Source organism: Kutzneria sp. CA-103260 (assembly GCF_018263855.1).
Classification (GTDB): domain Bacteria; phylum Actinomycetota; class Actinomycetes; order Mycobacteriales; family Pseudonocardiaceae; genus Kutzneria.
Window position 1 is genome coordinate 11,002,007 of the sequence record NZ_CP073318.1, and the last position, 12,380, is coordinate 11,014,386.

The 12,380-nt window shown below is 69.0% G+C and carries 11 protein-coding genes; 5 read left to right on the plus strand and 6 right to left on the minus strand.

Features of this window, described 5'->3' with window-relative positions:
- Nucleotides 1–35: 35 nt before the first annotated feature.
- The 3 genes from JJ691_RS49440 to edd form a co-directional block, all read right to left on the minus strand.
- The gene (locus JJ691_RS49440) at nucleotides 36–1,715 is read right to left on the minus strand and encodes a PQQ-dependent sugar dehydrogenase (RefSeq protein WP_249227534.1); all 1,680 of its coding nucleotides are present in this window, start codon (nucleotides 1,713–1,715) and stop codon (nucleotides 36–38) included.
- Between the two features lie 224 nt (nucleotides 1,716–1,939).
- Complete coding sequence (locus tag JJ691_RS49445) at nucleotides 1,940–2,575, minus strand: bifunctional 4-hydroxy-2-oxoglutarate aldolase/2-dehydro-3-deoxy-phosphogluconate aldolase (RefSeq protein WP_211766276.1); 636 nt, start codon at nucleotides 2,573–2,575, stop codon at nucleotides 1,940–1,942.
- Nucleotides 2,576–2,583: 8 nt separating this feature from the next.
- Nucleotides 2,584–4,431: a phosphogluconate dehydratase gene (edd, locus tag JJ691_RS49450; RefSeq protein WP_211766277.1), complete on the minus strand. Its 1,848-nt coding sequence runs from the start codon at nucleotides 4,429–4,431 to the stop codon at nucleotides 2,584–2,586.
- A 371-nt stretch (nucleotides 4,432–4,802) separates the two neighbouring features.
- On the opposite strand from edd, the gene JJ691_RS49455 reads away from it, so the two are divergent.
- From JJ691_RS49455 to JJ691_RS49475, 5 genes are all read left to right on the plus strand, one after another.
- A complete protein-coding gene (locus JJ691_RS49455; protein WP_211766278.1) occupies nucleotides 4,803–5,093 on the plus strand; it encodes a hypothetical protein in 291 nt (96 codons plus the stop codon).
- A gap of 79 nt (nucleotides 5,094–5,172) precedes the next feature.
- Complete coding sequence (locus tag JJ691_RS49460; protein WP_211766279.1) at nucleotides 5,173–5,961, plus strand: hypothetical protein; 789 nt, start codon at nucleotides 5,173–5,175, stop codon at nucleotides 5,959–5,961.
- Between the two features lie 27 nt (nucleotides 5,962–5,988).
- Nucleotides 5,989–7,896: a fumarate reductase/succinate dehydrogenase flavoprotein subunit gene (locus JJ691_RS49465; RefSeq protein WP_211766280.1), complete on the plus strand. Its 1,908-nt coding sequence runs from the start codon at nucleotides 5,989–5,991 to the stop codon at nucleotides 7,894–7,896.
- A gap of 1 nt (nucleotide 7,897) precedes the next feature.
- A complete protein-coding gene (locus JJ691_RS49470; RefSeq protein WP_211766281.1) occupies nucleotides 7,898–8,644 on the plus strand; it encodes a succinate dehydrogenase/fumarate reductase iron-sulfur subunit in 747 nt (248 codons plus the stop codon).
- Nucleotides 8,645–8,733: 89 nt separating this feature from the next.
- Entirely contained in the window at nucleotides 8,734–9,600 is an 867-nt protein-coding gene (locus JJ691_RS49475; RefSeq protein WP_211766282.1) for a transporter substrate-binding domain-containing protein, read from the plus strand.
- 96 nt (nucleotides 9,601–9,696) lie between these two features.
- Here the strand turns inward: JJ691_RS49475 and JJ691_RS49480 are convergent, their stop codons facing one another.
- From JJ691_RS49480 to JJ691_RS49490, 3 genes are all read right to left on the minus strand, one after another.
- Entirely contained in the window at nucleotides 9,697–10,596 is a 900-nt protein-coding gene (locus JJ691_RS49480; protein ID WP_211766283.1) for an amino acid ABC transporter permease, read from the minus strand.
- A gap of 73 nt (nucleotides 10,597–10,669) precedes the next feature.
- Nucleotides 10,670–11,347 (minus strand): amino acid ABC transporter permease, encoded by a 678-nt coding sequence (locus JJ691_RS49485; RefSeq protein ID WP_211766284.1) that lies wholly within the window; start codon nucleotides 11,345–11,347, stop codon nucleotides 10,670–10,672.
- Nucleotides 11,348–11,522: 175 nt separating this feature from the next.
- The gene (locus JJ691_RS49490; RefSeq protein WP_211766285.1) at nucleotides 11,523–12,374 is read right to left on the minus strand and encodes a glutamate ABC transporter substrate-binding protein; all 852 of its coding nucleotides are present in this window, start codon (nucleotides 12,372–12,374) and stop codon (nucleotides 11,523–11,525) included.
- Nucleotides 12,375–12,380: the final 6 nt, after the last annotated feature.

The window sequence follows — 12,380 nt, forward strand, 5'->3', positions numbered from 1 at the left end:
CCCGGGAGGCCCCCGTTTCCGTCATCCGCGCGCCGCTAGTTCAGCTGCACGTGGAAGATCGCGTCGTTGCTGTTGTTGGGAGTGCTGTCCTTGTCACCGCTGGAGTTGGTCAGCCACAGGCCGCCGTCCGGCGCCGGCTCGACGGTGCGCAGCCGGCCGTAGGTGCCGTTGAAGTAGGCCACCGGCTTGGTGGTGGTGTCGCCGGTGATCTGCATCCGGTACAGCCGCTCGCCGCGCAGCGCCGCCATGAACAGCACGTCGTGCACGATCGCCAGGCCACTGGGCGAGGCGTTGGCCACCGGCCAGGTCTGCACCGGCTTGATGAACTTGGAGTTGCCGCAGCCGCTGCCCGAGGTGCCCTCACAGGACGGCCAGCCGTAGTTGCCGCCCTTCTGGATCAGGTTCAGCTCGTCCATGACGGAGTTGCCGAGCTCGGCCTCCCAGAGCCGGCCCTGCGAGTCGAAGGCCAGGCCTTCGACGTTGCGGTGGCCGTAGCTCCAGACGTACTTGCCGGGGAAGGGGTTGTCCGACGGCACGCTGCCGTCCGGGTTGAGCCGCAGGATCTTTCCGTTGAGGGAGTTGAGGTCCTGGGCGTTGTTCGGACCCTCGCCGTCACCGACGCCGGCGTACAGCTTGCCGTCCGGCCCGAAGCGCAGCCGGCCGCCGTTGTGGAACTGGTTGCGCAGGATGCCCTTCAGCAGCACCTGCTGGCTGCTGGTGTCGAGCTTTCCGTTCGTGTACTTGAAACGGGCGATGCGGTTGTCCGAGGACGTGGTGAAGTAGATGTAGATCCAGTTGTCGGACGAGAAGGTCGGCGAGATCTCCAGACCGAGCAGGCCGCCCTCGCCGTTGGTGCCGGACACGCCGGGAACCGTGCCGGCGGTGGTCTTGGTGCCGGTCTTGGGGTCCAGGTGCACCAGGTTGTGCGTGTCCCGCTCGTTGAACAGGATCGAGCCGTCGGGCAGGGTCACCAGACCCCACGGCACGTCCTTGTCGTCGGCGATCTTGGTGACCTGGCCGGGCGTGGTGCCGCTGCCGCCGCCACCGCCGGAAGTCTTGCCGGTGACCGGGGAACTGGCCTTGGACACGTTGCCGGCCGCGTCGCGCGCGGTGACGGTGTAGGTGTGCGAGGAGTTCGGGGCCAGGCCCTGCACGGTGAACGAGGTCGTGGTGGACAGGCCCACCTGTGAGGAACCCTCAACAACGGTGTAGCCGGTGACACCGACGTTGTCAGTCGACTTCGTCCACGTCAGGGAGATGGAGTTGGCCGTGGTGCCGGAGACCTTCAGTCCGGTCGGCGCGCTGGGCGGCGTGTTGTCGCTGGACTTCTTGGTGGTCACCTGGACCGTGTTGCTGGCCTGGGAGACGCCGCCCTTGGTGTCGCGGGCGTTGATGTAGAAGCCGTAGGTGGTGTTCTGGGTCAGGCCGGTGACGGTGGCCTTGAGAGTCTTGCCGTCGACCGACTTGGTCAGCTGGCCGTCGTGGTAGATGTCGTACGCCGCGAGGCCGACGCTGCTGGTCGACGCGCTCCACGACAGGTCGACCGTGGTCTCGGTGATGTTGGCGGCCTTGAGGTTCTTCGGCGGTGTCGGGACCGCCGCGACGCTCTGGCTCGCGGCAAGCGCCGGCACGGTCGTCAGGGTGAGCCCGGCGGCGAGTGCGCCGGCGAGCAGGGCGCCGGCCACGGCCAGCGACCGCCGTGTGCGTGGTGCCACGGATACCTCCCACTGGTTCGGTATCGCGGCGGCGGGTCACAAACGTTTTCATAAAGTGGCAGTCGGGTCAACCGTCGACACGGCGAGTGACCCTCATGAGCGACAAAGCCGATCACACAATCGGCGAGTCACGCCCACAGACACACCGAATGTAGGTTTCGAGCAGAACCGCGGATGTGTCCGAAACCTACATTCGGTGTGCCGGAGAGCGTGACTCGCGGGGGTTAGCGGAGGCGGGAGGCGGCGGCGGCCTGGGCTTCGACGTGGCCCCAGTCGCCGGCGGCCAGGGCGTCCTTGGGGGTCAGCCACGAGCCGCCGACGCAGCCGACATTGGGCAGCGCCAAGTACTTCGGGGCCGACTCCACGGTGATCCCGCCGGTGGGGCAGAACCGCAGACCGGGCAACGGACCGTGAATCGACTTGAGGTACGCCGCCCCGCCCGCGGCCTCGGCCGGGAAGAACTTCAGCACGGTGCAGCCCCGCTCGGCCGCCCGCATCGCCTCGGACACGGTGCTCACACCAGGGAGAAAAGGCAGCCCGGTGGCGGCGACGGCGTCCAGCAACCCGTCCGTGGCCCCGGGCGTGACGATGAACCGCGCGCCGGCGTCCGCGGCCTGCTTGGCGTGCTCGGGGGCGGTCACGGTGCCGGCGCCGACAACCAGATCCGGCACCTCGGCGGCGATCCGCTCGATGGAGGCCAGCGCGGCCGGGGTCCGCAGCGTCACCTCGATCACCCGGATGCCGCCGCGCAGCAGCGCCTGCGCCACCGGCACGGCCTGCGCGACGTCGTCCAGCACGACGACGGGCATGACGGGGGACAGTTCCAGCAACTCGGCCGGCGTGGTCCCAGGGGGAGTCATCACAGTCCTCACTTCCAGGCGTTCACGGGGACGGCGAACTTCTCCGGGGTCAGCGTGCTGCCGAACACGCTGGCGCCCTCGTCGGCGGGGCCGACGGCCCGGCGCAGCGCGCCGAACAGCTCGCGCCCGGTGCCCATCGGCTCGTGCGGCGGCCCGTCCACCAGCCGCCGCCCCATCAGTTCGGCGACGTCGACGAACACCTCGATGCTGCCACGGTTGGCGTCGAGCCGGACAATGTCCCCGTCCCGGACGCGCGCCAGCGGTCCCCCGGTCGCGGCCTCCGGGGTCAGCTGGATCGCCGCCGGGATCTTGCCGGAGGCGCCGGACATCCGGCCGTCGGTGACGAGCGCGACCCGGTGTCCACGGTCCATCAGCACGCCCAGCGGCGCGGTGAGCTTGTGCAGCTCGGGCATGCCGTTGGCCTGGGGCCCCTGGTTGCGCACGACCACCACCACGTCCCGGTCCAGCTCGCCGGCCTTGAACGCCGCGGCGAACGCCTCCTGCGTGGTGAACACCCGCGCCGGGGCCTGCACGACCCGGTGCTCGGCGGCGACCGCCGACACCTTCATCACCGCCCGCCCGAGGTTGCCGGACAGCATGCGCATCCCGCCGTCGGCCGAGAACGGGTCGGTGGCCGGCCGCAGCACTGCCAGATCCAGGCTCTCGGTGGGCCCGTCCCGCCACACCAGCCCGCCGTCGGACAGGAACGGCTCCTGCCGGTAGCGGTCCAGACCCGGCCCGGCGACGGTGTTCACGTCGGGGTGCAGCAGCCCGGCGTCGAGCAGCTGGCCGACGAGGTACGGCACGCCGCCGGCGGCCTGGAAGTGGTTGATGTCGGCGCTGCCGTTCGGGTAGACGCGGGCCATCAGCGGCACGACCGCCGACAGGTCGGCGAAGTCGTCCCAGGTCAGCTGGATGCCGGCGGCCGCGGCGATGGCCGGCAGGTGCAGCGTGAGGTTGGTGGAGCCGCCGGTGGCCAGCAGGGCCACGACGCCGTTCACGACCGCCTTCACGTCCACGATCTCGGCCAGCGACGTGGACCGGGCCAGCCCGACGACCCGGCGGCCGGCCTCCGCGGTCAGGGCCCGGCGCAGCGGCGTGTTCGGCGGCACGAAGCTGGCCCCGGGCAGGTGCAGGCCCATCACCTCGACGACCATCTGGTTGGAGTTGGCGGTGCCGTAGAAGGTGCAGGTGCCGGGCCCGTGGTAGGACGCCGACTCGGCCTCCAGCAGCTCCTCGCGGGTGGCCCTGCCCTCGGCGTAGAGCTGCCGGATCCGGGCCTTCTCCTTGTTCGGCAGCCCCGAGGACATCGGGCCGGCCGGCACCAGCACGGCCGGCAGGTGGCCGAAGGCCAGCGCCCCGATCAGCAAGCCGGGCACGATCTTGTCGCACACGCCGAGCAGCAGCGCGGCGTCGAACATCTCGTGCGACAGGGCGATGCCGGTGGCCATGGCGATGACCTCGCGGCTGAACAGCGACAGCTCCATGCCGGGCTGGCCCTGGGTGATGCCGTCGCACATGGCCGGCACGCCGCCGGCGAACTGGGCCACGCCGCCGGCCTCGCGCACGGAGTCCTTGAGCCAGGCCGGGTACTCGTGCAGCGGCTGGTGGGCCGACAGCAGGTCGTTGTACGACGAGATGATCGCGACGCCGGGCTTGGTCAGGCCCCGGACCGCCAGCCGGTCCTCGCCGGCGCAGGCGGCGAAGCCGTGGGCGAGGTTGCTGCACGCCATGCCGGCGCGTGCGGGCCGCTCGCTGGCGGCGGCCCGCATTCGTTGTAAGTAGTCGCCGCGAGTGCGTTCGCTGCGCACCGCGATCCGGGCGGTGACCTGGTCGATCACGGGGTGAATCGCCATAGCCGCGTACTCCTGTCCTGTTCCCGGGCCGCCTCTGCGGCCCGGCTGGACGACGGCACTGGCGTCGATTCACGGGCAACGTGACGGGTCCCACACTAATCGATGTCCCCCGAGGGAATCAAAACCGATTCAGTGAAATGCCCAGTACCCGTGATCTTCGCCACGGTCTAGGGATTTGCTTGGTCTTGCCTTGGTCGACCGGCCAGGTGGCGAACGTGGCGCCAATGCTGGGAGAACTCGCGGGCACACCTGCTTGCCAAGATCGCGTGTGGCACTTGTCACAGGCCGGTGGTTCAGGCAGAGTGCAGGGTGAGGGGCGCGATGTGGCGCCGAACACGTTGACGCCTTGACACGTCTTGGGAGGTGCCGGAATGCCCACTTCGGAGATCGCGAACCTGCGTCGCGCCATCGGACAGCTTCGGCAGTGCATCACCGCGTTGGAAGCCCAGTACGGCGACGCGACGGTGGTGAAGCGCCTGGTCAACGACCTGGAGCGGTTGAACATCGACGCGGAGGACCTCGGCCACTCGCGGCCGGCGCCGGCGCCGCGCGCCGCCGATCCCCTCGAGGTCGTTGTGGTCCCCGACACACCTTACGATCCGGCCTTGTGGCATGGTGCTGACGACGAGGGGGTCGGCGGCTACCAGGCCCACCGCGGCTGAGACCTACCAGCGCGCGGCTGAGTCGATCTGACGAGGCGCTCGACCCACAACTTCATCGCAAAGAAGCGAAGAGGCTTTCATGACGGCTGGCACCACTGCCCCGGGTCGGGCGCAGATTTCCGCGCGCACGTTGCGCACCGACCGGTGGTGGGTCCAGCCCGCCGTCACGGTCGTTGTCCTGGTCGCGTTCATCATCTACGCGACGATCCGCGCGTTCGCCAACGACTACTACTACTCGGCTCCGTACATCTCGCCGTTCTACTCGCCGTGCCTGGCCACCAGCTGTGTGCCGGGCTCCGGCGAGGTGGCGATCTTCGGCGACTGGTGGAAGCTGTCGCCGGCGCTGATCATCCTGATCTTCCCGCTGGGCTTCCGGCTGACCTGCTACTACTACCGCAAGGCCTACTACCGCGGCTTCTGGTCCTCGCCGCCGGCCTGCGCGGTCGCCGAGCCGCACGGCAAGTACACCGGTGAGCGCCGCTTCCCGCTGGTGCTCAACAACGTCCACCGGTACTTCTTCTACATCGGGCTGATCTTCAACGTCATCCTGACCTACGACGCGGTGATCGCCTTCCGCGACTCCACCGGCGCGTGGGGCCACATGGGCCTGGGCACCCTGGTGCTGCTGGCCAACGCCACCCTGCTGTGGCTGTACTCGGCGTCGTGCCACTCCTGTCGGCACGTGATGGGCGGGCGGCTCACCCACTTCTCCAAGCACCCGGTGCGCTACAAGCTGTGGACGCTGGTGTCCAAGCTGAACACCCGGCACATGGCCTTCGCCTGGGCCTCGCTGATCGGGGTCGCGCTCGCCGACCTCTACGTCGCGCTCGTAGCCGGCGGAACCATCACCGACATCCGGTTCTTCTGAGCCCGACAACCGAATAGTGGAGCGTTCATGACCGAGTTGGAACGCCACGACTACGACGTCGTGGTCATCGGCGCGGGCGGCGCGGGCCTGCGGGCGGCCATCGAGGCCAGGCAGCAGGGCAAGCGCGTCGCCGTGGTGTGCAAGTCGTTGTTCGGCAAGGCGCACACGGTGATGGCCGAGGGCGGCATCGCCGCGTCCATGGGCAACGTCAACAGCGACGACAACTGGCAGGTGCACTTCCGCGACACCATGCGCGGGGGCAAGTTCCTGAACAACTGGCGGATGGCCGAGCTGCACGCCAAGGAGGCCCCGGACCGGGTCTGGGAGCTGGAGACCTACGGCGCGCTGTTCGACCGCACCAAGGACGGCAAGATCAGCCAGCGCAACTTCGGCGGGCACGAGTACCCGCGGCTGGCCCACGTCGGCGACCGCACCGGCCTGGAGCTGATCCGCAGCCTCCAGCAGAAGATCGTGTCGCTGCAGCAGGAGGACAAGCGCGAGACCGGCGACTACGAGTCCCGGCTCAAGGTGTTCGCCGAGTGCACCGTCACCGAGCTGCTGCTGGACGGCGACCGGGTCGCCGGCGCCTTCGGCTACTGGCGGGAGAGCGGCCGGTTCATCCTGTTCTCCGCGCCGGCGGTGGTGCTGGCCACCGGCGGCATCGGCAAGTCGTTCAAGGTGACGTCGAACTCCTGGGAGTACACCGGCGACGGGCACGCGCTGGCCCTGCGGGCCGGGGCCTCGCTGATCAACATGGAGTTCGTCCAGTTCCACCCGACCGGCATGGTCTGGCCGCCCTCGGTGAAGGGCATCCTGGTCACCGAGTCGGTCCGCGGCGACGGCGGCGTGCTGCGCAACAGCGACGGCAAGCGCTTCATGTTCGAGTACATCCCGGACGTGTTCAAGGACAAGTACGCGGACAACGAGGCCGAGGCCGACCGCTGGTACACCGACCAGGGCAACAACCGGCGCCCGCCGGAGCTGCTGCCCCGCGACGAGGTGGCCCGGGCGATCAACTCCGAGGTCAAGGCCGGCCGGGGATCACCCCACGGTGGCGTGTTCCTGGACGTCTCCTCCCGGCTGCCGGCCGAGGAGATCATCCGGCGGCTGCCGTCGATGCACCACCAGTTCAAGGAGCTGGCCGACGTCGACATCACCAAGGAGCCGATGGAGGTCGGCCCGACCTGCCACTACGTGATGGGCGGCGTCGAGGTCGAACCGGACACCGCGGCCTCCAGCGTGGCCGGCCTGTTCGCGGCCGGCGAGGTGGCCGGCGGCATGCACGGCTCCAACCGGCTGGGCGGCAACTCGCTGTCCGACCTGCTGGTGTTCGGCCGCCGGGCCGGCACCGGCGCGTCCGCGTACGTGGATGAGCTGGGCGACAAGAAGCCGGTCATCGCGGAGTCCGATGTGGACGCCGCGTCCCGGCGGGCGGTGGCCGAGTTCGAGGGCTCCGGGACCGGCGCCCAGGAGAACCCGTACACGGTGCACACCCAGCTCCAGCAGACCATGAACGACCTGGTCGGCATCATCCGCCGCGGCGGCGAGGTCGAGCAGGCCCTGGTGCAGCTGGAGGAGCTCAAGCAGCGGGCCCGCAACATCGTGGTCGAGGGGCACCGGCAGTTCAACCCGGGCTGGCACCTCGCCCTCGACCTGCGCAACATGCTGCTGGTCAGCGAGTGCGTGGCCAAGGCGGCGCTGCTGCGCACCGAGAGCCGCGGCGGGCACACCCGCGAGGACCACCCGGGGATGGACGCCGACTGGCGCAAGCAGCTGCTGGTCTGCGCCCTCAACGCCGGCGGTGACGGCGTGGACGTGACGCCCAAGGACCAGATCCCGCTGCGGCCCGACCTGCTGGGCCTGTTCGAGTACTCGGAGCTGGCCAAGTACTTCACCTCCGGCGAACTCGCCGACATCCCCGCGAAGGAGAGCTGACATGGGGTACAAGGCGAAGTTCAAGGTGTGGCGCGGCGACGCCGACGGCGGTGACCTGCAGGACTTCACCGTCGAGGTGAACGAGGGCGAGGTCGTGCTGGACGTGATCCACCGGCTGCAGGCCACCCAGGCGCCGGACATGGCGGTGCGCTGGAACTGCAAGGCCGGCAAGTGCGGCTCCTGCTCGGCCGAGATCAACGGCCGGCCGCGGCTGATGTGCATGACCCGGATGTCGGTGTTCAGTGAGGACGAGACCGTCACGGTGACGCCGATGCGGACCTTCCCGGTGATCCGGGACCTGGTCACCGACGTCAGCTACAACTACGAGAAGGCCCGCGAGGTGCCGGCCTTCGCGCCGCCGGAGGGCGTGGCCCCGGGCGAGTACCGGATGCAGCAGATCGACGTGGAACGCTCGCAGGAGTTCCGCAAGTGCATCGAGTGCTTCCTGTGCCAGAACACCTGCCACGTGGTCCGCGACCACGAGGACAACAAGGTCAACTTCTCCGGGCCGCGCTTCCTGATGCGGGTGGCCGAGCTGGACATGCACCCGCTGGACGCGCACGAGAACCGGGCGCAGGAGGCCAAGACCGACCACGGCCTGGGCTTCTGCAACATCACCAAGTGCTGCACCGAGGTGTGCCCCGAGCACATCAAGATCACCGACAACGCGCTGATCCCCATGAAGGAACGGGTCGCCGACCACTACTACGACCCGATCCTGCGGATCTTCAAGCGTTCCAAGAAATAGGTTGGAATTAGGTTGCTCCCGAAACGGGTGGGGTTCCTCCCACCCGTTTCGGGTCGACAGGTTCGGCAACCCTGGGCACGATGGGGTGTGTGAACCAGCGAGTCACCGGCCTCGCCGCGCTGGTGGCGGCGGCGTCGGTGCTGGTCGTCGCGTGCGGCGGCCCCGATGAGCCGGCTCCGACCACGTCCTCGCGGCCGGCCGAGTCCGCGACCCTGAAACGAATGACCGACCGTGGCAAGATCATTATCGGCCTGCGGGCCGATACTCCCGGGCTGGCCCACCGCAATCCCGCTTCCGGCGAATACAGCGGTTTCGAAGTGGCCCTGGGGCAGTTGATCGCCACCGGGCTGGGGCTGTCAGCCAAGCAGGTGACGTTCACGCAGCTGACCGCCGACACCGCGCTGCCCTCGGTCGCCGCCGGCACGGTCGACATCTTCCTCGGCGGGGCCACCGCCGACCGGGCCAAGCAAGCCGGGCTGCTCACCGCCGGGCCCTACCTCACCGCCGGCCTCGGCCTGCTGTACCGGAAGTCCGGTCCCAGCGTCACCGACGCGGCCACCGCCGCCGGCCGCAAGGTCTGCACCGTGTCCAACTCGCCCGAGCAGACCCTGGCCCGCGACGCCAAACTCACCGACCCGGAGAAGCTGGTGACCAGCACCTCGGTCGGGGACTGCGTCGACGAACTGGGCTCCGGCGGCGTGGACGCCGTCGCCGACTTCCTGCCCGTGGTGACGGGGTATGCGGCCGCCGATCCCGCCAACCTGGCTGCCACGGCGTTGGCGGCTCCCAAGCCGGTGGACTACGTCATCGCGTTGCCTGGTGGGGACACGGGGTTGAAGGAGCGGCTGACCCGGATCATCCGCACGGCAGTCACCGACGGCACCTGGCAGCGCGACTACGACCAGAACCTGGGAGCGGTCGGCCCGAAACCCGCCCCGCCCTCAATCCCCAGCTGAACCCCCGCGAGTCCCGCTCTCAGGCAACTGAAACACAGGTTCCGGAGAGTTCTGACGGAACCGGCATTTCATGTGCCCGAGAGCGGGACTCGCGTTTTACAGCGCGTCGGCGACTGGGAGGTCGGCGGCGGGGACGGCGGTGGTGCTGGCCGCGCCGACCGGGCGGGCGGAGCTGCGGCCGCGGCGGGAGAGGCGTTGCTCCAGGAGGGCGGCCAGGCGGGTGACGATCCAGTTCACCACCACGTAGATCAGGCCGATGACGATCAGCGTGGGGATGGTGTTGCCGAAGTTGGCCGGCAGGATCCGATAGTTGCTCAGCAGGTCCGAGAACGACAGGATCGTGCTGCCCAGCGCGGTGTCCTTCACGACCACCACCAGCTGGCTGACGATGGCCGGCAGCATCACGGTGACGGCCTGCGGCAGCAGGATCGTCAGCATGGTCTGGGTCTTGCGCAGCCCCAGCGCGTACGCCGCCTCGGACTGGCCTCGCGGCAGCGAGGAGATGCCGGCCCGGAACACCTCGGCCAGCACCGAGCCGTTGTACAGCACCAGACCCGTCACCACGGCGAACAGCGGCCGGATGTCGGAGTCGATGTCGGTGTACCAGACGTAGAAGAAGTTGGCGAACAGCATCAGCATCAGCACCGGGATGGCCCGGCAGAGCTCGACGACCACGCCGGCCGGCACCCGGATCCAGGCGTGCTCGGACAGCCGGGCGATGCCGAAGACCGCGCCCAGCGGCAGCGCGATGACGATCGCCAGCAGCGCGGCCAGCAGCGTGGTGCCCAGACCCGGCAGCAGGTACTCGGTCCAGGTGTCGCCGGACAGGAACGGGCTCCACATCTTCGCCGTGAACTGGCCCTTGTCGTTGAGGGCCGAGAACACCAGCCAGGCCACCGCGGCCAGCACGACCAGGAACACCACGGTGTAGACCGCGTTGCGGACCTTGGCCTTCGGGCCGGGCGCGTCGTAGAGGACGGAGGGCGCGTCGCTCACTTCCACACCTCGCTAGCGCTCGGTGTGCGCGTTCGCGCGCGCTCTGCGTTGAATGATTCGCTCGCAAGCTCGCTCATCGCTTCACCGCCACCTTCTTGGACAGCCAGCCCAGCAGCAGGCCGATAGGGAGGGTCAGGATCACGAAGCCGAGCGCGAAGACGCTGAACACGAGCAGGCCGGCCTGGCCCTCGTTCTCCAGCATCTCCTTCATCAGCAGGGAGGCCTCGGCCACGCCGATCGCGCTGGCGATGGTGGTGTTCTTGGTCAGCGCGATCAGCACGCTGGCCAGCGGCGCCACCACCGAGCGCAGCGCCTGCGGCAGCACCACGATGGTCAGCGTCTGCATGAAGCCCAGGCCCAGCGCGCGGGCCGCCTCAGCCTGGCCGACCGGCACCGTGTTGATGCCCGAGCGCACCGCCTCGGACACGAACGTGCCGGTGTAGAGCACGAACGCCAGCACCGAGAGCCGGAAGTTGGTGATGTCCAGCGCCGACGTGGTGGTGTCGGTGGTCAGCGAGATCCCCAGCGCCTGGTACAGGCCCAGCGAGGCGCCGACCACCAGCAGCGTCAGCGGGGTGTTGCGGACGATGTTGACGTAGGCGGTGGCGAAGGCCCGCATCAGCCACACCGGGCTGACCCGCATGCCGGCCAGCACGATGCCCCAGACCAGGGCGCCGATCGCCGACCAGAACGTGAGCTGCACGGTGGTCCAGAACGCGCCGAGCAGGTCGTAGTGGCTCAGGAAGTCCACCTGGCAAGCCTCCGTTTTCTCCGCGCGTTCCGCGCGGGGCGAGGCCGCTCGTGACCGGTGCCTTCCTTAGCCGGATTTCGATCGCCGCGTCGGCGCAGGTGGTGGGTTGCGTCGGGGTGCGGCGATCGAAATCCGGCGACAGTCCAGGCACCGGCGCGGCCTCGCGGTCAGGCGATCACTTCTCGGTGATGGCCGGCTGGTCCGGGACCTTGAAGTCGGCGCCGAAGTTCTTCTTCAGCGCGGCGGCCCAGGAGCCGTCCTGCTCCATGTTCTGGATGTAGCTGTCCAGCGCCTGCTGGGTCTTGGTGTCGCCCTTCTTGAAGCCGATGCCGTACGGCTCCGAGGTGAAGGTCTTGCCCACGACCTTGAGCTTGCCGACGTTGGCCGGCTGGGAGGCGTAGCCCTGCAGGATGATGTTGTCGGTGGTGATCGCGTCGATGGTGCCGTTGAGCAGGCCGGTGATGCACTCGGAGTAGCCGCCGTACTGCTGCAGCGACACGTCGTTGGCCCACTTGGTCTTCACGGTCTGCGCCGACGTCGAGCCGGACACCGAGCACAGCTTCTTGCCGTTGAGCGAGTCCGGGCCGGTGATGGCGGTGTTGTCGGCCTTGACCAGCAGGTCCTGCCCGGCGACGAAGTACGGGCCGGCGAAGGAGACCTTCTGCTTGCGGTTGTCGTTGATCGTGTAGCTGGCGATCACCAGGTCCACGTCGCCCTGGGCGATGAGGTCCTCGCGCTGGGCCGACGGCGCCTGCTTGAAGGTGATGTTCTTCGGGTCGACGCCCATCTTCTTGGCCACGTAGTCGGCCACGTCGATGTCGAAGCCGGTGTAGCTGTCGCCGGTCTTCAGGCCGATGCCGGGCTGGTCGAACTTGATGCCGATGGTCAGCTTGTTGGCCGCCTTGGCGCGGTCGACGAGGGAGTCGCCGCCGGCGGCCGCCTGCTGGCTCTTCCCACCGCAGGCGGTCACGGCCAGCGCCAGCGCGGCCACCAGTGCGCCTGCGCGCAGAACCGGGCTCAACCGCATGATGTC

Coding starts and splice junctions, on each gene's coding strand:
- JJ691_RS49445 (WP_211766276.1), bottom strand. CDS start 2,575: ATGACTCCCCCTGGGACCACGCCGGCCGAGTTGCTGGAACTGTCCCCC.
- edd (WP_211766277.1), bottom strand. CDS start 4,431: ATGGCGATTCACCCCGTGATCGACCAGGTCACCGCCCGGATCGCGGTG.
- JJ691_RS49455 (WP_211766278.1), top strand. CDS start 4,803: ATGCCCACTTCGGAGATCGCGAACCTGCGTCGCGCCATCGGACAGCTT.
- JJ691_RS49460 (WP_211766279.1), top strand. CDS start 5,173: ATGACGGCTGGCACCACTGCCCCGGGTCGGGCGCAGATTTCCGCGCGC.
- JJ691_RS49465 (WP_211766280.1), top strand. CDS start 5,989: ATGACCGAGTTGGAACGCCACGACTACGACGTCGTGGTCATCGGCGCG.
- JJ691_RS49470 (WP_211766281.1), top strand. CDS start 7,898: ATGGGGTACAAGGCGAAGTTCAAGGTGTGGCGCGGCGACGCCGACGGC.
- JJ691_RS49490 (WP_211766285.1), bottom strand. CDS start 12,374: ATGCGGTTGAGCCCGGTTCTGCGCGCAGGCGCACTGGTGGCCGCGCTG.